Genomic DNA, 20,087 nt, shown 5'->3' with positions numbered 1-20,087 from the left:
CGTTCACCCGCCAGAACCGTGACTAAACGGTATCAAACGGACACACTTCTTGCAGCCGGCCTGGGTGACTCATCACCCGACGCACGGAGGCTCCCCCGCGCGGTGCGCGGAGGAGCCTCAGGACGTCCGGGGAGATCAGACGAGACCGAGCTCCCGCACGGCGTCGCGCTCCTCGACGAGCTCGGCCACGGACCGGTCGATGCGCTCCCTCGAGAGGTCGCCGATCTCGAGCCCCTGGACGATCTCCCACGCACCACCACGCGATGTCACCGGGAACGAGGACACGAGCCCCTCGGGGACCCCGTAGGACCCGTCCGACACGATGCCTGCCGACGTCCAGTCGCCCTCCCGCGTGCCCTGCACCCAGTCACGCACGTGGTCGACCGCCGCGTTCGCCGCGGACGCGGCCGACGAGGCCCCGCGAGCCTCGATGATCGCCGCCCCGCGCGTCGCGACGGTGGGCACGAAGTCGTCGAGCAGCCACGACTCGTCCTCGACGAGCGCCGGGGCGGGAGCCCCGCCGACCTCGACGTGGAAGAGGTCCGGGTACTGCGTCGCCGAGTGGTTCCCCCAGATGGTCAGGCGCCGCACCTCGTCGACGGGCACCCCGGCACGCCGCGCCACCTGCGTGAGCGCACGGTTGTGGTCGAGGCGCGTCATCGCGGTGAACCGGTCCGCGGGGACGTCGGGGGCGTTCGCGGACGTGATGAGGGCGTTCGTGTTCGCGGGGTTGCCGACGACGAGCACGCGCACGTCGTCCGCGGCCACCGCGTTGATGGCCTCACCCTGCGGCTTGAAGATGCCACCGTTGGCCTCGAGGAGGTCCGCCCGCTCCATGCCCTTGGTCCGCGGACGCGCACCGACGAGGAGCGCCACGTTGGTGCCGTCGAAGCCCGCGCGGGCGTCGTCGGTGATGTCGATGCCCGCCAGCAGCGGGAACGCGCAGTCGTCGAGCTCCATGGCCGTGCCCTCGGCCGCCTTGACGCCCTGCGGGATCTCCAGGAGGCGGAGCCGGACCGGCGTGTCCGGACCGAGCATCTGGCCGGAGGCGATCCGGAAGAGCAGGGCATAGCCGATCTGGCCTGCCGCTCCGGTCACGGTCACGGTCACGGGGGTGGCGGTCATGTCACAGCTCCTTCGTCGTTGAGGACACGCGGGTCGGTCGGGTCACGCTCGGCGCCCGGTGCGGCTGGAGCCGCACGAGAGACGCCGGGTGCGCGACCGTCGGCCGGGAGCCCGAGGCTCTCCGACCAACGATCACGCACCCGGCGTCGGACCGCGACCTCAGGCGAGGCGCGCGGCGAGGTTCTCGTCGAGGGCCGCGAGGAACTCCTCGGTGGTGAGCCACTCCTGGTCCTTGCTGATGAGCAGCGCCAGGTCCTTGGTCATCTTCCCGGACTCGACCGTCGTGATCACGACGTCCTCGAGCGTCTCGGCGAAGGTGACGACCTCGGGGGTCCCGTCGAGCTTCCCACGGTGCATGAGGCCGCGCGTCCACGCGAAGATCGACGCGATGGGGTTCGTCGACGTCGGCTTGCCCTGCTGGTGCTGACGGTAGTGACGGGTCACGGTGCCGTGCGCGGCCTCCGCCTCGACGGTCTTGCCGTCGGGCGTCATGAGGACGCTCGTCATGAGGCCGAGCGAACCGAAGCCCTGCGCCACGGTGTCCGACTGGACGTCACCGTCGTAGTTCTTGCAGGCCCAGACGTAGCCGCCCTCCCACTTCATGGCCGACGCGACCATGTCGTCGATGAGGCGGTGCTCGTAGGTGAGGCCGGCCGCCTCGAACTTCTCGGCGAACTCGGCGTCGAAGACCTCCTGAAACAGGTCCTTGAACTGGCCGTCGTAGGCCTTGAGGATCGTGTTCTTGGTCGACAGGTACACCGGGTAGCTGCGCTGCAGGCCGTACGCGAAGGACGCGCGCGCGAAGTCCTTGATGGACTCGTTGAAGTTGTACATCCCCATCGCGACACCGCCCTCCTCGGGCATCGTCACGACGTCGAACTGCATGGGCTCCCCGCCGTCGGACGGCTCGAAGGTCATGGTGACCTTGCCGGGCCCGGGGACCTTGAAGTTGGTCGACTTGTACTGGTCGCCGTGGGCGTGGCGCCCGATGATGATCGGCTTGTTCCAGCCCGGCACCAGGCGCGGGATGTTCGAGATGATGATGGGCTCGCGGAAGACGACGCCGCCGAGGATGTTGCGGATGGTCCCGTTCGGGGAGACCCACATCTTCTTCAGGCCGAACTCCTCGACGCGGGCCTCGTCGGGCGTGATCGTGGCGCACTTGACGCCGACGTTGTGCTCCTTGATGGCGTTCGCGGCGTCGATCGTCACCTGGTCGTCGGTGGCGTCACGGTTCTTGATCGAGAGGTCGAAGTACCGCAGGTCGACGTCGAGGTACGGGTGGATGAGGCGGTCCTTGATGAACTGCCAGATGATGCGCGTCATCTCGTCGCCGTCGAGTTCGACGACCGGCCCTACGACCTTGATCTTGCCCATGCGAGGAACACTCCTGTGTTGATCGGTTGCGACACCTCAGGCTACTCGACTTCTCGACGTCAAGATATCTCTGACGGCCCTCTTCCCGACCTTCCCCGGGGCCCCGCCGGTCCTCCTCTTCATGCGCCTCACAGGTGGAGGTGGAACGATGCACTGCGGAGCCGCCCCGACGTGGCTCCTGTTCGCCCCGGTCACGGCCCTGCGCGGACGCCAGCCGGGCGTCGCGGCACGGGCACGACCGTTCCCTCAACACGACAGGACCAACATGTCTCAGGACGCGTCTGCGCAGCAGACCCTCACGGCCGACCACCGTGACGCCGCTCCCTCCCGGAACCTCTTCGCGGTCGTCGGCGCCGAGCTCTTCGGGTCGTTCCTCCTCGTCTTCGTCGGCGTCGGGATCGCCCTGTACGCATCGCTGCACGGCGCCGGCGCGCTCGGCGTCGCCCTCGGCTCGGGCGTCGCTTTCATGGCCGCCGCCGCGGCGATCGGCTCGGTGTCCGGTGGTCACCTCACGCCCGCCCTGACCCTCGGCTCGGCCATCGCCGGCCGCACCCCGTGGGCCCATGTCCCCGCGTACTGGCTGGCGCAGGTCGTCGGTGCCGTCGCCGCGGCCGCCGCGCTCTTCACGACGATCCCCAAGAACCTCGTCGAGGGGCAGAGCGCCACGTTCGACGGCCTCAACGACTTCTTCTCGACGACCGCGAACGGCTTCGAGGAGCACTCCGGCGCGTTCCGCTCGGCGTCCGAGGCCTTCTTCGCCCCCTACTTCGCGCAGGGCATCACCCCGCAGCAGATCGACGACGCGGTCGCCTCCGGGCAGCTCGTGATGCCGTCCTTCCCCGAGTTCAGCCTCGTCGCCGTGGGCATCATGGAGGTCCTCGCCACGGCGCTCCTCGTGGGCGTCGCCCTCGCGGTCACGGACCGCCGCACCCGCAACCGGTTCGCACCCGTCGTGGTCGGCCTGACGTTCGGGTTCCTCGTCCTGCTCGCGACCCCGCTGTCGGGCGGCTCGCTCAACCCCGCCCGGTCCCTCGCGACCGCTCTGTTCTCCGAGGGCTGGGCCCTCGGCCAGGTCTGGGTGTTCCTCGTCGCCCCGCTCGTCGGCGCCGCGCTCGGCGCCCTCTTCTACCGCGGGTTCGTGCCCGACGACCAGGCCGTCGTCGTCGCGGACGACGTGGTCGTCGAAGAGGTGGAGGAGGTCACCGAGGTCGTCGTCACGGACACCACGCCGGAGGCGGCAGCCCCGTCGACGACGGACGCGTCGCCCTCGCTCGAGAAGGACACGACCGCGACGTCCCCCGAGGTCCCGACGACGGCCCGCGAGACGGCCGCCCCGTCCGCCCCGACCACTCCGCCCGAGACCGCGAGCACGACGCCGGCCGAGCGGACCGAGGACCCCGAGGCGCCCACGGGCACCACGGCCCCGAAGGGCACGAAGAAGCCGAAGGGCACGGGCGCCACGGACTGACGTCCCCCAGCCCCGCGGCAGGCCGGTGGCCGGAGCGCTCAGCGCCCGGCGCCGGCCTGCGGCGTCCCGGCACCCGGACCCGGGTGGTGCTCAGATGTTGGGGGCGGTCTGCGCCAGGGCGGCGATGACCGCGGCGAGCCCGACGAACATGAGGACGTCGACCCCCCGAGACCGGACGGTGATGCCGATGGGCCCCGGGCCGGGCACCAGCCCGCGGGTCACCGCCGCCGCGACGAGGAGCGCGGAGATGCTCATGGCCCCCGCCCTCGCCCCGACGTCGAACGTCACCGCGAGGGACGCCAGGAGCGCCACCATGACGATCCACATCGCGGTGCTCCTGCGCTGCGGGGCGGACGCGGCCCCGGTGGGCGGCCCGTCCGGCGGCTGCTCCACGACCGTCGCAGGGCCCTCGGTCGGGTTCACGAGACCGTCCTGGGTCGTCCGCCCGGGCACGTCATCCAGCACATCACCCCGTGAGACTACCGTTGCCCCATGCCACTCGAACCATCCGTACCCCCGCGCGGGGCCACCGACCCGCGCGCGGCCCGGGTCGTCGTCGTCGGGGCCGGTCTCGCCGGGACGCAGACGGCGGCCGCGCTCCGGGCCCACGGGCACACGGGGACACTCACCGTCGTCGGTGACGAGGATCTCCCGCCGTACGACCGACCGCCGTTGTCCAAGGAGCTGATGTCCCGCACCGAGCCGGCGTGGCTGTCCGCGGAGCTCGGGGCGGACCTCACCGCCCTGGCCGACGAGGTCCTCCTCGGCGACGCGGCCCGCGTGCTCCTCCCCTCGTCGGACGGCGCCCGCGTCGTCACCGCGTCAGGGCGGACCCTCGACGCCGACGTCGTCGTCCTCGCGTGCGGGTCACGGCCGGTCCGCCCGGCCGGGTGGGACGGCGCCGTCGTCCTGCACACCGCGGACGACGCCGCAGCCCTGCGGTCCCGCCTGCGCCCCGGGGTCCGGCTGGTGTGCGTAGGGGCGGGGTGGATCGGCGCGGAGGTCGCGGGTGCCGCGGCGCGGGCGGGCTGCGACGTCACGGTCGTGGAGGCCGCCGGCGTCCCGCTCCACCGCCAGCTCGGGACCGTCGTGGGCGAGCACCTCGGGGCCTGGTACGCGTCGGCGGGCGTCCGCCTGCTCACCTCGGCGACCGTCACCGGCGTGACCTCCCGCGCGGTCCACGCCACCGACGCGTCCGGGAGGCACCACGAGCTCGCTGCCGACGTGGTGCTCGTCGCGGTGGGGGCGCGCCCTGCGACGGGCTGGCTCGACGGTGCCGTCCGGACCGACGCGCGGGGGGCGGTCGTCGTCGACGCCTCCGGGCGGGCCGACCTCCCCGGGGCGCCGCCCGGCAGCGTGCGCGCCGTGGGCGACTGCGCGGTCCGGGCCGACGGCGCCTGGGGCACCGTCCCCGGCGGTCACTGGTCGGCCGCGCTGCTCGACCCCGACGCGGTCGCACGGTCCGTCCTCGGGCTCGACGCGCCCGCACGCCCCGCGCCCTACGTCTTCTCCACCCAGCTGGGCCACGACCTCGCGCTCCTCGGGCTCCCCGACGTCGCGTCGGACGACGTGGTGCTCCGGGGCGACCCAGGCACCCCGGGGACGGGGTGGGGCGCCTTGTACGTCGACCGCACCGGTCGGGTGACAGGGATCCTCGCCGTCGACTCGCCACGCGACGTCGGAGGGGCACGGCGGCTCCTCGCCCACGGCCCCGTGGAGCTCGACGTGGGGCGCGCCGCGGACCCGACGGTCGCCCTGCGCTCGACGGTCCGCGTCGACGCGGGCTGACCTCAGGCGGCCGCCACGGCGAGGATCCCGCTCTCCGCCACGAGGTCGACGGCGAGGGTCCGGTACCCGTGCTCCTCGAAGAGGACCGTCACGCGGCCGTCCTCGACGAGCGTCACGGTGCCCGCCCCCCACTCGGGATGGACGACCGCCTGCCCCAGGCGGTACGGGCCGTCGCCGGCGCTCCGGCTCGTGCCCTCGTCGCACCGGTCGCAGCGACCGCAGGGGTCGGGCTGCACCTCGCCGAGGAGCTCGAGGAGCACCCGCCGACGGCAGTCGAGGGTGTCCGCGTAGGTCCGCACCATCTCGACGCGCGACAGGTCGACGCGTCGGCGGGTCTCGTGGTTCTCCCGCACCCGGCGCAGCACGGCGTCGAGGCGCTGCCCGCGCACCCACCGGGGCCCGTCCTGCTCGTCGACGGCCCCGGCCTGGACGAGGGCTCCGAGCGCACGCGACACGGTGCGGGCGCCGAGGCCCGTGCGCCGCACCACCTCGGCACGGTCCGCCGGTGCCTTGCGGACGGCCGCGGCGACGGTGCGCAGCACCGTCTCCTTGGGCGCTCCTCCCCCACGGAGGTACCGGCTCACGGCGAAGTCCTCGGCACGGTGGAACAGGACCGCGGCGGCGGGCTCGCCGTCCCGGCCGGCACGGCCGACCTCCTGGTAGTACGCGTCGAGCGACGGCGACGGCCCCGCGTGCAGCACCAGGCGGACGTCGGCGCGGTCCACCCCCATGCCGAACGCGCTCGTCGCGACGACGAGGTCGGCGGTCCCGCCCATGAAGGCGTCCTGCGCCTCGTCCCTGTCCCGCGCGCGCATCCCCGCGTGGTACCTGAGCGCCGGTCGGCCGGCCGCGGTGATCGCCTCGGCGAGGGCGTCGACGTGGGCACGGGTCTGCGCGTACACGATGACGGCACCCTCGGCGTCGACGGCCTGCTGGACGACGGCGGCGTCGCGGGACGCGTCGTCGGCGACGTCGCGCGCGGCGAGGTGGATGTTCGGGCGGTCCACGTCGTGCACCACCACGGCGGGGTCGGTGAGGGCGAGGCGTTCCACGACGTCCTGCCGGACGGACGCGGACGCCGTGGCGGTCGTCGCGAGGACGCGCGGGGCGCCGAGGCGTGCGGCCGCGGCGGGGACGTGGAGGTAGTCGGGACGGAAGTCGTGACCCCACTCGCTCACGCAGTGCGCCTCGTCGACGACGAGGAGGCCGACGCCTGCGCCGGCGAGGGTGTCGACGACCTCCGGGCGGACGAGCTGCTCCGGGGCGAGGAGGAGGACGTCGAGCCCGCCGGACGCGGCCGCCTCGAGTGCGTCGCGCTGCTGCCGGGCCGTGCGGGCCGAGCTCACCGAGGCGGCGCGCAGCCCCGCCTCGGCGAGCGACTCGACGTGGTCGCGCTGCAGCGACAGCGTCGGGGACACGACGAGGGTCAGCCGGCGGGCGAGGAGGGTCGCGACCGCGAAGACCGCCGTCTTCCCCGCGCCCGACCGGGCGACGAGGAGGGTGTCGCGGTCCTGGAGCTCGGTGAGCGCCTCGCGCTGGGCGTCCCGCAACCGTGCTTCCTCGCCGAGCACCTGGCGGACCGCGTCCTCGAGACGGGATGCTGTCGTCATCGGGACACGCTAACCGCGCCGTGCGCACCCCGCACCGTGGACGACCCACAACCCGGGTCCGCGCCGCAGCGGGTCAGGCGAGAGTGAGCAGGAGCCTCTCCTCGGCGCGCGACGGGTCGCGCGGCAGGGGGTGCCGCTCGTCGGTGCGGGCGAACCCGGCCCGCACCGCGAGGTCACCGGCGGCCACGTCGTCGTCGACCACCCACGCCGAGAGGGTGCGCGCACCGTCGGCGAGGGCTGCGCGACGGACGGTGTCGAGGAGGCTCCAGGCGATCCCCTGGCGCCGGTGGGCGGGATCCACCCACAGGGACGTCACGTGCCGGTCGTCGGCGGGCGATCCCGGCTCCTCGATGAGGCACACCATCCCCCGGGGGGCGCCGCCGCTGCTCACCGCGAGCCACGTGGGGGTGCTGCGCAGCCGCAACCGCCAGTGGAGCTCCTTGAACCCCTCCTCCCGCTGGCGTGACGCCACGAAGGGGCTGTCCTCCTCGATGAGGGCACGGAGCCGGGCGTCCTGGACGAGGGCCCAGTCGTCCTCGGTGGCCCGGCGTACGGTCGTCTGCGTCGTCATGCCCACAGGATGCCGTGCACGGGGCGGGACCGTGGGACGCCGGGCCGAGGACGGCCCGGCGTCACCCGGTCAGTGCGCGAAGTGCCGGGTCCCGGTGAGGTAGAGCGTGACGCCCGCCGCCTCGGCGGCCGCGACGACCTCCGCGTCGCGCACGGACCCACCCGGCTGGACGACTGCGCGCACCCCGGCGTCGAGGAGCACCTGGAGCCCGTCGGCGAAGGGGAAGAACGCGTCGGACGCCGCGACGGCGCCCCGGGCGCGCTCGCTGTCGCCGGCGTTCGCGCGCTCGACCGCGAGGCGGCACGAGTCGACGCGGTTGACCTGTCCCATGCCGACCCCGACGGACGCTCCCCCGGTGGCGAGGAGGATCGCGTTGGACTTCACGGCACGGACGGCACGCCACGCGAACTCGAGGTCCGCGAGGGTGGCGTCGTCGGCCGGCTCGCCGGCGGCGAGCGTCCACGACGACGGCGCGTCCCCGCCGTCGGGGCCTGCCGCGTCGACCCGGTCCACGGCCTGGACGAGGAGCCCGCCGCTGACGGGCCGAATCTCGACGTCCGCGCCGGGCGCCCCGTCGACCTGGAGGAGCCGGACGTTCTTCTTCGCGGTGAGGATCTCGAGGGCCTCGGGCTCGAAGCCGGGTGCGACGACCACCTCGGTGAAGACGGGCGCGATCTGCTCCGCGGCGGCGCGCGTCACGACGCCGTTGGACGCGATGACGCCACCGAAGGCCGACAGCGGGTCGCACGCGTGCGCCTTGGCGTGCGCGTCGGCGACGTCGTCGCCCACCGCGATGCCGCACGGGTTGGCGTGCTTGATGATCGCGACGGCGGGGCGCGCGTGGTCGTGGGCGGCACGCCACGCAGCGTCGGCGTCCACGTAGTTGTTGTAGCTCATCGCCTTGCCGTGCAGCTGCGTGGCGCGGGCGAGCCCGGGCGCCCCGTCGGCGGAGGCGTACAGGGCGGCGCGCTGGTGTGGGTTCTCCCCGTACCGCAGGACGTCCGACCGGGTCCAGGTGGCCCCCACCCACGCGGGGAGGGCGGCCGAGTCCTCGGCGGGCGCGACGACGTCGGCCATCCAGCTCGCGACGGCGACGTCGTAGGACGCGGTGTGGGCGAACGCCTGGGCGGCGAGACCCTTGCGCTGGGCGTAGGTGAAGCCCCCGCCCTGCACCGCCTCGACGACGGCCGGGTAGGCGGCCGGGTCGACGACGACGGCGACGCTCGGGTGGTTCTTGGCGGCGGCGCGCACCATGGACGGCCCACCGATGTCGATCTGCTCGACGCACTCGTCGGGGCTCGCCCCGGACGCGACCGTCGCCGTGAACGGGTAGAGGTTGACGACGACGAGCTCGAACGGGGCGACGTCGAGGTCTGCGAGCTGACGGAGGTGGTCCTCCTTGCGGGTGTCCGCGAGGATCCCGGCGTGGACGCGGGGGTGGAGCGTCTTGACCCGGCCCTCGAGGCACTCGGGGAAGCCGGTGAGGGTCTCCACACCGGTGACGGGCACCCCGGCGGCGGCGATGGTCGACGCCGTCGAGCCGGTGGACACGATCTCCACGCCCGCGGCGTGGAGCGCCTGGGCGAGCTCCGGCAGGCCGGTCTTGTCGTAGACGCTCACGAGCGCACGGCGGACGGGCCGACGGGCATCGTCGGCGAGGGGCGGTGCGGAGGACCGGTGGGCGGGGCTGGCGGCAGAGGACATCTGCGGACTCCTGTCGTGGGGTGGTCGACGGTGACTCGACGGGGACGGAGTCCTCGACGGGTCATCACGAATGCCCAGGCGCCCAGGCGGACGGCGCTGCACAGGGACGTTCAGCCGCTCCCCGGTGGTGAACCCCACCCTCGCCAGTCGCGACCGTGGTCGATCCTATCCGGTAGGGCCGGTGGGCCCGCCACCCCCGACGACGACGTGCCGGCCGTCCACCGTGAGACCACCCCGGGCGACACGGCCCACCCACTCCACGAGGAGGTCGCGCTCGGCGACCTTGATCCGTTCATGGAGCGTGGACTCGTCGTCCCCGTCCTCCACGGGCACCGCCACCTGGGCGACGACGGGCCCGGTGTCCGTGCCCGCGTCGACGACGTGCAGCGTGCACCCGGTGACCCGCACCCCGTACGCGAGCGCGTCCCGGACGCCGTGCGCCCCGGGGAACGCGGGCAGCAGGGCGGGGTGGGTGTTCAGGGTCCGCCCGCCGAAGCGGTCGAGGAACGCCGCACCGAGGATGCGCATGAAGCCGGCGCTCACCACCCAGTCCGCGTGGAAGACGGCGACGGTCTCGGCGAGGGCGGCGTCCCACTCCGCCCTCGACCCGAAGTCCTTGGGTTCCACGACGGCGCACGCCACCCCGGCGTCCCGGGCGCGCTCGAGGGCGCCCGCGTCGGGCACGTCGCTCACGACGGCCACGACCCGGGCCCCGAAGGCCGGGTCGAGGTGGGCGTCGAGCAGCGCCGCGAGGGTGCTCCCACCACCGGACGCCAGCACGACGACCCGGGCGGCCTGCGCGTCGCCCAGCACGGGCACCTCGTGGCCCGACGGGGTGCGCGGGGCGCCGCGGCCCTCCGGGCTGGGACGGTGACCGGGTCCGGGAGCGGGAGGCGTCGTCATGCCCGGAACTGTAGCGCGGCGCCGTGGGACGCGGCCGTGCGGGATGATGGGCGCATGCCGAACCCGTACGCCCCCCGCCCCTCCGGGGCTCCCGGACCGGACCCCGACGAGGTGGAGGCGCACCGCGCCTCCGTGGCGGCGAGAGAGCACGGCGACGGGCCCGACCCGGCCACCGGAGGCCGCCCGGGACGCCCGCCCCGCCGCCCCGTGGACCCGGAGGCGGCACGGCAGGGCACCCGCCTCGTCCTGTGGTTCGGGCTCCTCATGCTCGCGTCGCTGCTCGCGACGGCGTTGCCGCTGCCGTGGCGGCTGGGCGGCCTGGCCGTCGTCGGGGCGGCCGTGGTGCTCGGTGTCCGGGCGCTGCGGCGCACCTGGCGCGCCGGCGTCCGCGGCACCATGACGTTCGCGCTGTCCGCCGGTCTGGTGGCCACGCTCGGCCTCGGGGCGACGATCCTCGCCGTGATCCCCGTGTGGGACGTCGAGACGGAACGGCAGGACTGCATGGACAGGGCGATCACCCTCACGGCTCGCTCGTCGTGCCAGAAGGCGTACGACGACGCGATCACCGCCTGGCTGGACTCCCTCAGCCGCTGACGTCCTCGTCGGCACGCCGGTCCCCGCGGCCCAGCGCACGCCGGACGGTGCGGACGACCGGCCCGCGGACCTCGTCCCGCACGAGCAGGAGCAGCACGAGCGCGCCGAGCCCGACCTCGGCCGCGACCCCCAGCCCCACGAACACCCCCGACGCACCGACGTCCTGAAGGACCCCGGGGCCGCCGGCCCCCGACGCCAGACCGACGAGCGCGCCTGCGACGACCCCCGCCGTGAGGGCGGCGATCCCGGCGGTGAGCGGGACCCGCCACCACGGCCCTGCGGACAGGTGACGGTGCACGCACCACCCCGCGACGACCCCGCCGAGCACCACGAGGAGCGGGACCCAGCCCAGGCCGTCGACGCTCGACGAGCCGGGCAGCCCACCGAGGAGGGGCAGCGCGGGCAGCGGGCCGGACGTCACCGCATCCGTCCCGAAGTGCGTCCCGGACCCGACCGAGAAGCCCGGACCGGACACCCACGCGATCCCCCACACGACGAGCGTGGGCAGGAGCACCAGCTGGGCGACCGCCAGCGAGACGCCGCCCGGGGCGTCGAGGGACAGTGCGGTGAGGACGTCCCGCGTGGCGGTGCGCCCCGCGAACGCCCACCCGAGGACCGCGGCCGAGGCCACGGCGACGGTGAGGGCCGCGGCGACCGCTCCGCCCCGCACCCCCGCCCGGACGACCACCGGCAGCCTGGCTGCGAGCCGCGCCAGCGAGGGACCGACCCGGTCGTCGTCCGGGCGGGCGACGACCCCGAGACCGAGGCCCACCGCCCCGACGCAGAACCCTCCGAGGGCTGCGGACAGCATCTGGGCAGTCCCGACCGCCCCGACGGCCACGGCGACGACGAGCGTCCCGACCGTGTGCACCAGCACGCCGGTGCTCAGGGCGGACCAGGCGCCGCGGACCGTGCGCCTCGCGGAGACGTAGGCCGAGGCGACGGCGATCGCCGTGACGCCCAGCGGCACGAGGGAGACCGTCGGGAGGTCGGGGTCCGTCCCGAGGGGCACCCCGTGGCCGAGCAACCACGCCCAGGTCCCGACGCCGGCGGCGGTCCGCCACGGAGTCACCTCGCCGGTGGTTCCCGCGGTCGCGACCAGTCCCATGACGACCGCGGGGACGACGACGGCGGCGAGCGACAGCAGCAGAGCCTGGACGCCGCCCAGGAGGCCCGAGATCCACGGGGACCCGTCGGTGGTGGGCCGTCCGCCCGCGCGGGCGACCTGCTCGCCGAGGGCACGGCGCAGGCGGCCGAGACGTCGTGCGGAGGCCGCGGTCGAGGTGCCTGGAGTCACCGGTCCATCGTCTCGCGCGGCGCACCGCGGTGGCGGGACGTGCCGCGGCGAGCCGGGCACCTGCAGCACGACGACGGGCCGCCCCCGGTTCCCCAGGGGCGGCCCGTCGTCGTGCTGCGTCAGGTCAGGTCAGGTCACGCGGAGAGGATCTGCCGCATGAGCTCGGCCGTCTCGGACGGCGTCTTGCCGACCTTGACGCCCGCGGCCTCGAGGGCCTCCTTCTTCGCCTGCGCGGTGCCGGACGAGCCGGACACGATCGCGCCCGCGTGGCCCATCGTCTTGCCCTCGGGGGCCGTGAAGCCCGCGACGTAGCCCACGACGGGCTTGGTGACGTTGGCCTGGATGTAGGCTGCCGCGCGCTCCTCGGCGTCGCCGCCGATCTCGCCGATCATGACGATCGCCGCGGTGTCGGGGTCGGCCTCGAACGCCTCGAGGGCGTCGATGTGCGTGGTCCCGATGACCGGGTCGCCGCCGATGCCGATGGCGGTGGAGAACCCGAAGTCCCGGAGCTCGTACATCATCTGGTAGGTGAGCGTCCCGGACTTGGAGACGAGCCCGATCTTGCCGGGGCCCGTGATGTCGGCCGGGATGATCCCGACGTTGGACAGCCCAGGGCTGATGAGACCGGGGCAGTTGGGGCCGATGAGCCGCACGCCCTTCTCCTGCGCCAGCGTGAAGAACTCCGCGGTGTCCTTGACGGGGACGCCCTCGGTGATGATCACGACGAGCGGGATCTGCGCCTCGATGGCCTCGACGACCGCGGCCTTGGTGAAGGCCGGGGGCACGAAGATCACGGAGACGTCGGCACCCGTGGCGGCCATGGCGTCGGAGACGGACCCGAAGACGGGGACGTCGACGGTGCCCTCGCCCTGCGGGAAGGTCACGGACGTGCCGGCCTTGCGCGGGTTGACGCCACCGACGACGTTCGTGCCCGACGCGAGCATGCGCGTCGTGTGCTTCTGCCCCTCGGAGCCGGTCATGCCCTGAACGATGACCTTGGAGTCCTCAGTGATGAAGATTGCCATTGTTGTCTGCTTCTACTCTCGTTCGGGTCCGGATCAGGCGTTCGCGGAGGCGTGGGCCAGCTCGGCCGCCTTGTCGGCGCCGCCGTCCATCGTCTCGGCGAGTGTGACGAGGGGGTGGGCCGCCTCGCGGAGGATGCGGCGCCCCTCCTCGACGTTGTTGCCGTCGAGACGCACGACGAGCGGCTTGGTCGCGGCGTCGCCGAGGATGGCGAGGGCGCTGACGATGCCGTTCGCGACGGCGTCGCACGCGGTGATCCCGCCGAAGACGTTGACGAACACGCTCTTGACCTGCGCGTCGCCGAGGATGACGTCGAGCCCGGCAGCCATGACCTCGGCGGAGGCGCCGCCGCCGATGTCGAGGAAGTTGGCGGGCTTGACCCCGCCGTGCGCCTCGCCGGCGTAGGCGACGACGTCGAGGGTGCTCATGACGAGCCCCGCACCGTTGCCGATGATGCCGACCTCACCGTCGAGCTTGACGTAGTTGAGGTCGTTCTCCTTGGCCTTGGCCTCGAGCGGGTCGGCTGCGGCCGCGTCCTCGAGCCCGGCGTGGTCCGCGTGGCGGAACCCGGCGTTCTCGTCGAGGGTGACCTTGCCGTCGAGGGCGACGATCGTGCCGTCCTCGGTGCGCACCAGGGGGTTGACCTCGACGAGGGTCGCGTCCTCCTCCTTGTACACGGTCCACAGCTTCTGGAACGCGTCGACGACCTGCGCCTTGACGTCCTCGGCGAAGCCTGCCGCCTCGGCGATCTCGACGGCCTTGGCCTCGTCGATGCCCACGAGGGGGTCGACGGCGACGCGGGCGAGGGCCTCGGGCCGCTCGACGGCGAGCTGCTCGATCTCCACGCCACCCTCGACGCTCGCCATCGCGAGGTACGTGCGGTTGGCCCGGTCGAGGAGGACGGAGAAGTAGTACTCCTCCGCGATCTTCGCGCCCGCCGCGATCATGACGCGGTGGACCGTGTGGCCCTTGATGTCCATGCCGAGGATGTCGGCCGCCTTCTCGGCGGCCTCGTCGGGCGAGTGGGCGAGCTTGACGCCGCCCGCCTTGCCGCGGCCTCCGGTCTTGACCTGCGCCTTGACGACGACAGTTCCTCCGCCGAGCTCTTCCGCGCCTGAGCGAGCCTCTTCAGGGGTGGTTGCGACCACTCCCCCCAGCACGGGCACGCCGTGCTTCTCGAAGATGTCGCGCGCCTGGTATTCGAACAGGTCCACCCTGCTGCGTCCTTTCGTCGACCGGTACACAGGTGTCTCGACATCGAGACACTTTCCCTCAGCGTAGTCTGCCCGGGCCCGCCGCGGGACCCGGGGCGCTGTCGGTTCGCCCACAGGACACCCGGCACCCCACCCGGTGCCTCACCGGAACGACGTCGGGTGGACGGCGCCCGCCCCGTAGGACGCGAGGACGACGGCCAGGGTCATGGAGAGCACGACCACGTCCCGACGGGTCACGCGCAGGTGCGCGAGGCGGACCTGTCGGCTCCGCGGGTCGTGCGCGGCGACCGTGAACCCGCGGGTCTCGAGCGCCTCCACGGTGGTCCGGGTGCGCTTCGCGGTGTTGAGCATCATCGGGTAGAAGGCGTGCACGAAGACGACACCCACGTTCACCACCGTGCGCCACGCGAACAACCCGCGGGACGGCACGGGCCGCGCCCGCAGCCGGTGGCCGTCGACGATCGTGTGGAACTCCTCCATGAAGATCGGGAGCATGCGGTATCCGTAGCTCACGCCGAAGGCCACGAGTGTCGGGGCGCGCAGGGCGAGCAGGGCGTCGGAGAGCTTCTCCGGGTCGAGGGAGACGAAGGCGGCCATGCTCGCGAGCGAGACCACGCCGAGCTTGAGGGTGAGCTCCGCGAGGGCCATGAGCGTGTCGACGTCCCCGCCGAACAGCCACGCCGCGACCGCGAGGTAGACACCCTCGGTGAGGAGCCCCACCACGAAGAGGCCGAGCACGAGCGGACCGACCCGGGAGACGACGACCATGACGACGGAGAAGGCGAAGAGCAGCCCCAGGACCGTGGCGTCGTGCGTGAACCACGGCGCGAGGGCGAGGAGCACGTACCAGGCGAGGACGGCCCGCGGGTCCATCGTCGCGAGCAGCCCGCCACGCGTGGCGTAGGCGGTGCGGAGCAGCTCGAGCTTGATCCACTCGACCGACAGGACGTCATGCGTCGTGCGTGCCACCGGGCACCTCCGTCCCTGCGTGCGGGCCCGACGCGGACGCGTGGGCGTGCGGGCGTGCTCCCGTGCGGGCGACCAGCTCGGTGACCGACAGGGGCGGGGGGTCCATCCCGAGCGCGCGCCCGAGCTGGGCGACCTGGGGCGGGACGAGCCCGACGCGGTTCGTGAGCGTGGCATCGCCGAAGAGCCGGGACGGCGTCGTGTCGGCGACCAGGTCGCCGTGGTCGAGGACGATCACGCGCGTCGCCCACTCGGCGACGAGGTGCATGTCGTGGGTGGCGACGACGACGCAGCGGATGTGGTCGGCGAGTCGGGCGAGCATCGCGATGACGCCGTCCCGGCTGCCGATGTCGAGGCTCGACGTGGGTTCGTCGAGGAGGAGGAGCGACGGGCGCATCGCGAGGCCGACGGCGAGCGTCGCCCGGCGCTGCTGGCCCCCGGAGAGGGTGCGGCCGTCCCGGTCGGCGAGGTGCTGGAGATCGACGAGGGCGAGGACCTCGTCGACGAGCCCGTCGGCGTCGGGGACGTCGCGGCCCTTCGGGTAGAGGGCGACGTCCCCGCGCACGGAGTCGGTGAGGAACATCTCCTCGGGCCTCTGGTAGAGGTAGCAGACGCGGTCGGCCATGACGGACGGGCTGACGTCGCGGGTGCTCACCCCTTCGACCGTCACCGTGCCCGCGCGGGGGACGCGCAGACCCGTGAGGAGGCGGAGCATGGTCGACTTGCCCGCGCCGTTGCTCCCGACGAGGGCGACGCGCTCCCCCTCGTGGAGGTCGAGGTCGACCCCGGCGAGGACGGTCTCGAGGCGCCCGTCGACACCCCGGTAGCCGTGGCGCACGTCGTCGAGCCGGGCGACGACCGGGCGAGCGGTCCCGCCGGCGGGACCTGTGGGACCGGTGGGGGCCGCCGGCCGTGCCTCGATCCCCCGGTCGGCGAGCCAGCGTGCGGCGTCCGCCGGGGTGAGCGGCACGGGGCCGGTCCGCTCGAAGGCGCGGGCGACCTGGACGACCTGCGGTGCAGGCACCCCGTGCGCGTCGAGCTCGGCGGAGCGCGCCATCGCCTCGGCGACGGGCAGGTGCCACACGACCGCGCCGTCCGCCATGAGCACCACACTGCGCGCGTACCGCGCGACGAGGTCCGTGTGGTGCTCGATGACCACGATCGTCGTCCCGTACGACGCGTTGAGGCGGGCGAGGCACTCGTAGATCTGCGCCGCGCGACCGGGGTCGAGCTCGGCGACCGGCTCGTCGACGACGAGGACCTGGGGCCGCAGCACCATGACGGCGGCGATCGCGACGAGGTGCTGCTGCCCGCCGGACAGCTGCCACACGAACCTGTCGGCGAGATGCGTGATCTGCAGCATCTCGAGCGCCTCCTGGGTGCGCGCGGCATGGTCGGGGAGCCCGAAGTTCACCGCGGCGAAGGACACCTCGTCGCGGACGGTGGGCCGGACCAGCTGGTTGGAGAAGTCCTGGTAGACGTACCCGACGACGGTGGACAGCTCGGCGACCGTCGAGGTGGCCGTGGGCACGCCCGAGACCGTGACGGACCCCTCGGTCCGACCGCTCCAGTAGTGGGGCACCAGGCCGTTGAACGCCTTGCACAGGGTCGTCTTCCCGGACCCGTTGCCCCCGACGACGGCCACGAAGTCGCCCTGCTCGACGGTGAGGTCCACCCCGCGCAGCGACTCGACGCCCGCGCCGGGGTAACGGAAGCGGAACCCGTCGACCTCGATGACGGCCGTCATCGTCCGCGACGCCGCTCCCGCACGGACCGTGCGACGAGGACCACGGCGAGGATCGCGGTGCAGGCCATCCCGACCCCGACCCAGAGGAACTGGGTGCCGAACCGGTCGAGGAACCCGGGCTCCCAGACGCCGACGTTCGCGTCGATGCCCTCGAGGAAGGCGAAGCCCGTGCCTGCGGCGACGAGCACGAGGCCGGTGAGCACCGTCGGGGCGGTCACGCGCAGGACGGGCACCGGGTTCTCGACGGGGTCGCGTGGGGACATGCCCATGAGCGGCTCGATCTTCCCGTAGAGGCGGGGCACGAGCCACAGCGCCGGCACGACTCCGAAGAGCACCCCGCTGATGGCGACGTCGACGACGAGGCCCACGGCCTCGATGGCGACGATCGACTCGGGCAGCCCCTCGACCAGCTCGGCGTCCTCGATCCCGACCCACACCTTGCCGATGTCGACGAGCGCGGAGAGCAGCTTGTCGACGACCACGACGACGACGGCCGCGAGCGCTACCTGGCCGCGCCGGCGGGGGTCGCGCACGATCGACCCGGCGAGGTAGAGGGCGAGGAACATCTGGAGGTAGCCCTCGATCTCGGCGAGCCCGGAGAAGTCGCCCATGAGGAGGTCGGTGAAGACGATCTCGCCGAGCGGCGCGCCGAGGGCCGCGTAGAGCGGGTTGAACAGGCACACCATGACGAGCGGCACGAAGACGAAGTAGGACACGGACAGGTCGATCGGGCCGATCGTCACCTCCGGGAACACCTCGGTGACGATGTTGGCCAGCCCGAAGAGCGACATGGACAGGACGAACACCATGAGCTTCTGGGCCTGGGTGAGGTCGTCGGGGCGTCGGGACAGGAGGCCTCGGTGGGTCTCGTCCCCGGGACGCGGACCGGACGGGGTCGTGGGGGCGTCGGTGCGTGGGAGCGACATGTCTACCTCTCGTGGGGGGTGTGCGTCGGGGTGGCGGGCTTGGAGGCGCGGGTCAGGAGCGCGAGGAGCCCGTGGATGTCGTCGACGACGTGGTCGGCGAGCGCCGTCCCGCCCGACGCCCGGGCGTCCAGGGCCTCGTCGAGCGGTGCGTCCGTGGTGCTCCCGCCGCGGACGAGGACGACGGTGCCGACGTCCGCGCGTCGGGCCGCGAGGGCGTCCCGGTGGGGCTTGTCGCCGACGAACCAGGCGTCCAGGGGGTCGACGCCGAGCGCTCGCAGCGCCGTGCGGGGCAGCTCGGGGTCCGGCTTGCGCCGACCGACCTCGTCCGAGCAGACGACGACCGCGAGCCGCTCGAGGAGGCCGTGGTGGTGCAGGCGCTCGCGGACGACCCGGCCGCTCACGGTGTTGGAGACGACGGCCACGGGGACCCCGAGCCGTGCGGCCTCGGTGAGGAGGTCGTCGACGCCGTCGCGCAGGCGCGCACGGCTCTTGGTCCGGGCGTGGCGGGCCATGAGGTCGACGGCCTCGAGGCGGACGAGCTCCTGCGCGCCGGCCGGCCAGCCGGTGGTAGCTGCGGCCCAGAACTCCTGCGGCGTGGTCTCGGGGACCACGTCACCGTCGGAGAGGTCGGCCTTCCACGCGTGGTACGTGCGCCGGGCGTGGGCGATCGACCGCGCCACCCGGTCCGCGGGGACCACGTGACCGGCCCGCGCGAGGGTGTCGGAGAGGGCACGGGCGAAGGCGTCCGCGGCCTCCGGGTCAGGGGTGCTGGTGACGACGACGCCGCCGTGGTCGAGGAGCAGGGCGGCGGGGGGCCGACCCCGGGACGGTCCTGCGGACCGCGCCGGGAGCGCCCCGACGGCTGCGGCGGACGGTTCCGGGGGCTGCTCGTCGAGGGTCCGTCGGAGGAGGTCGAGGACCCCCTCGGGCGTCTCGAGGACGGCGTCCGCGACGACGGACACGGGGTACGGCGGGGTGTCCGTGTGCCGGTGCCGGGTGACGAGGACGGCGCCGACGCCGGCCCGACGCCCCGCGACGACGTCCCGGTCCTGGGTGTCCCCGACGTACCAGCAGCGGTCGGCCGTCGTGCCCAGGGCGGTCGCCGTGCGGTGGATGGTCCCAGGGTGGGGCTTGCGGATCCCGATCTCGTCGGAGTAGGCCTGGACGGCGACGAGGGCGTCGAGACCGTGCTGCGCGAGGAGGCGCCGGTGCGCGAGCCCCGCGTGCGCGTTGCTGACGATCCCGACGGGGATGCCGCGGTCCTGGGCGTGGGCGAGCAGCTCGCGGACCCCGGGGCGGACGACGTGGTCGGAGAGGAGGACCGACATCTCGGCGAGGACCTCCGTGGCGTCGCACTCGAGGACCTGCCGCACGGTGGCGGGGAGGTCGGAGGCGAGGAAGTCCCGGACGATCTCGCGGTGGGTCATCTCGCGGGGCTCCAGCCGCCGCCCTGCGGCGTTCTTCCAGTCCTTGAGGGCGGCCCGTCCGGCGAGCAGCGCGGCGAGCAGGCGCTCGGACGGGCAGGTGTGGCCGGCTGCGGCGAGACGCGCTGTCCACCGCCCGACGACGGCCTCCGCGGCGTCCGTGCGCCGGCGGGTCTCGAAGACCACGCCGCCGAAGTCGAGGAGGAGCGCGGCGGGCGCTCGCCGGAGCACCGCGGGCCGGTGGTCGGGTGCCGGGCGGGAGCCGGGCACGATCGGGGGGGTCTGAAGGGTCACAGGGGGTCCTCACGTCGGGTTCACCACCGACGCTAGGCAGGTCGGGCCGGCGGCGG

General features: G+C 73.7%; 17 protein-coding genes and 1 riboswitch. Of the genes, 3 read left to right on the top strand and 14 right to left on the bottom strand.

The window, feature by feature from the left end; translation table 11 throughout:
• Window positions 1-135 precede the first annotated feature (135 nt).
• Together JAV76_RS03920 and JAV76_RS03915 are read right to left on the bottom strand one after the other, a co-directional pair.
• Window positions 136-1,125, bottom strand: coding sequence for a malate dehydrogenase (locus JAV76_RS03920; RefSeq protein ID WP_198732696.1), 990 nt, complete (start codon window positions 1,123-1,125; stop codon window positions 136-138).
• 159 nt (window positions 1,126-1,284) lie between these two features.
• Window positions 1,285-2,502, bottom strand: coding sequence for an NADP-dependent isocitrate dehydrogenase (locus JAV76_RS03915; protein WP_198732695.1), 1,218 nt, complete (start codon window positions 2,500-2,502; stop codon window positions 1,285-1,287).
• Between the two features lie 265 nt (window positions 2,503-2,767).
• Between JAV76_RS03915 and JAV76_RS03910 the strand changes: the two genes are divergently transcribed.
• A complete protein-coding gene (locus JAV76_RS03910; RefSeq protein ID WP_198732694.1) occupies window positions 2,768-3,970 on the top strand; it encodes an MIP/aquaporin family protein in 1,203 nt (400 codons plus the stop codon).
• 90 nt (window positions 3,971-4,060) lie between these two features.
• On the opposite strand, the gene JAV76_RS03905 is transcribed toward JAV76_RS03910, so the two are convergent.
• Complete coding sequence (locus tag JAV76_RS03905) at window positions 4,061-4,393, bottom strand: DUF3017 domain-containing protein (protein WP_198732693.1); 333 nt, start codon at window positions 4,391-4,393, stop codon at window positions 4,061-4,063.
• A 69-nt stretch (window positions 4,394-4,462) separates the two neighbouring features.
• Here JAV76_RS03905 and JAV76_RS03900 point away from each other — a divergent pair, with 69 nt between their 5' ends.
• Window positions 4,463-5,758, top strand: a complete 1,296-nt coding sequence (locus JAV76_RS03900) for an NAD(P)/FAD-dependent oxidoreductase (RefSeq protein WP_198732692.1) — start codon at window positions 4,463-4,465, stop codon at window positions 5,756-5,758.
• Window positions 5,759-5,760: 2 nt separating this feature from the next.
• Here JAV76_RS03900 and JAV76_RS03895 read toward each other — a convergent pair whose 3' ends face one another.
• From JAV76_RS03895 to purN, 4 genes are all read right to left on the bottom strand, one after another.
• Entirely contained in the window at window positions 5,761-7,368 is a 1,608-nt protein-coding gene (locus JAV76_RS03895) for a RecQ family ATP-dependent DNA helicase (protein WP_198732691.1), read from the bottom strand.
• 73 nt (window positions 7,369-7,441) lie between these two features.
• Window positions 7,442-7,939: a GNAT family N-acetyltransferase gene (locus tag JAV76_RS03890; protein ID WP_198732690.1), complete on the bottom strand. Its 498-nt coding sequence runs from the start codon at window positions 7,937-7,939 to the stop codon at window positions 7,442-7,444.
• A gap of 69 nt (window positions 7,940-8,008) precedes the next feature.
• Window positions 8,009-9,643 (bottom strand): bifunctional phosphoribosylaminoimidazolecarboxamide formyltransferase/IMP cyclohydrolase, encoded by a 1,635-nt coding sequence (gene purH / locus JAV76_RS03885; protein ID WP_198732689.1) that lies wholly within the window; start codon window positions 9,641-9,643, stop codon window positions 8,009-8,011.
• Window positions 9,644-9,716: 73 nt separating this feature from the next.
• Window positions 9,717-9,804: riboswitch (ZMP/ZTP riboswitch) on the bottom strand.
• A gap of 4 nt (window positions 9,805-9,808) precedes the next feature.
• The gene (purN, locus tag JAV76_RS03880) at window positions 9,809-10,546 is read right to left on the bottom strand and encodes a phosphoribosylglycinamide formyltransferase (RefSeq protein ID WP_198732688.1); all 738 of its coding nucleotides are present in this window, start codon (window positions 10,544-10,546) and stop codon (window positions 9,809-9,811) included.
• 54 nt (window positions 10,547-10,600) lie between these two features.
• Here purN and JAV76_RS03875 point away from each other — a divergent pair, with 54 nt between their 5' ends.
• Entirely contained in the window at window positions 10,601-11,140 is a 540-nt protein-coding gene (locus JAV76_RS03875) for a hypothetical protein (protein WP_198732687.1), read from the top strand.
• On the opposite strand, the gene JAV76_RS03870 is transcribed toward JAV76_RS03875, so the two are convergent.
• The 7 genes from JAV76_RS03870 to JAV76_RS15195 form a co-directional block, all read right to left on the bottom strand.
• Window positions 11,130-12,437 carry a cell division protein PerM gene (locus tag JAV76_RS03870; RefSeq protein ID WP_198732686.1) on the bottom strand — a complete coding sequence of 436 codons (1,308 nt, stop codon included), beginning with the start codon at window positions 12,435-12,437 and terminating at the stop codon, window positions 11,130-11,132. The genes JAV76_RS03875 and JAV76_RS03870 overlap by 11 nt on opposite strands.
• A 134-nt stretch (window positions 12,438-12,571) precedes the next feature.
• A complete protein-coding gene (gene sucD / locus JAV76_RS03865; RefSeq protein ID WP_198732685.1) occupies window positions 12,572-13,462 on the bottom strand; it encodes a succinate--CoA ligase subunit alpha in 891 nt (296 codons plus the stop codon).
• A gap of 33 nt (window positions 13,463-13,495) precedes the next feature.
• The gene (gene sucC / locus JAV76_RS03860; protein WP_198732684.1) at window positions 13,496-14,674 is read right to left on the bottom strand and encodes an ADP-forming succinate--CoA ligase subunit beta; all 1,179 of its coding nucleotides are present in this window, start codon (window positions 14,672-14,674) and stop codon (window positions 13,496-13,498) included.
• A gap of 141 nt (window positions 14,675-14,815) precedes the next feature.
• Window positions 14,816-15,643, bottom strand: a complete 828-nt coding sequence (locus tag JAV76_RS03855; protein ID WP_198732683.1) for an energy-coupling factor transporter transmembrane component T family protein — start codon at window positions 15,641-15,643, stop codon at window positions 14,816-14,818.
• Window positions 15,624-17,387, bottom strand: a complete 1,764-nt coding sequence (locus tag JAV76_RS03850; protein ID WP_198732682.1) for an ABC transporter ATP-binding protein — start codon at window positions 17,385-17,387, stop codon at window positions 15,624-15,626. Before JAV76_RS03850 ends, JAV76_RS03855 begins: the two co-directional genes overlap by 20 nt.
• Entirely contained in the window at window positions 17,384-18,313 is a 930-nt protein-coding gene (locus JAV76_RS03845; protein ID WP_198732681.1) for a DUF8171 family membrane protein, read from the bottom strand. The genes JAV76_RS03850 and JAV76_RS03845 overlap by 4 nt, the downstream gene beginning before the upstream one ends.
• Before the next feature lie 2 nt (window positions 18,314-18,315).
• On the bottom strand, window positions 18,316-20,031 hold the full coding sequence (locus tag JAV76_RS15195) for an HAD-IA family hydrolase (protein WP_198732680.1): 1,716 nt from the start codon (window positions 20,029-20,031) through the stop codon (window positions 18,316-18,318).
• Between the last annotated feature and the right edge of the window lie 56 nt (window positions 20,032-20,087).

The organism is Sanguibacter suaedae (assembly GCF_016342785.1).
GTDB lineage: Bacteria > Actinomycetota > Actinomycetes > Actinomycetales > Cellulomonadaceae > Sanguibacter > Sanguibacter suaedae.
This window is presented reverse-complemented; position numbering and strand designations above follow the sequence as displayed.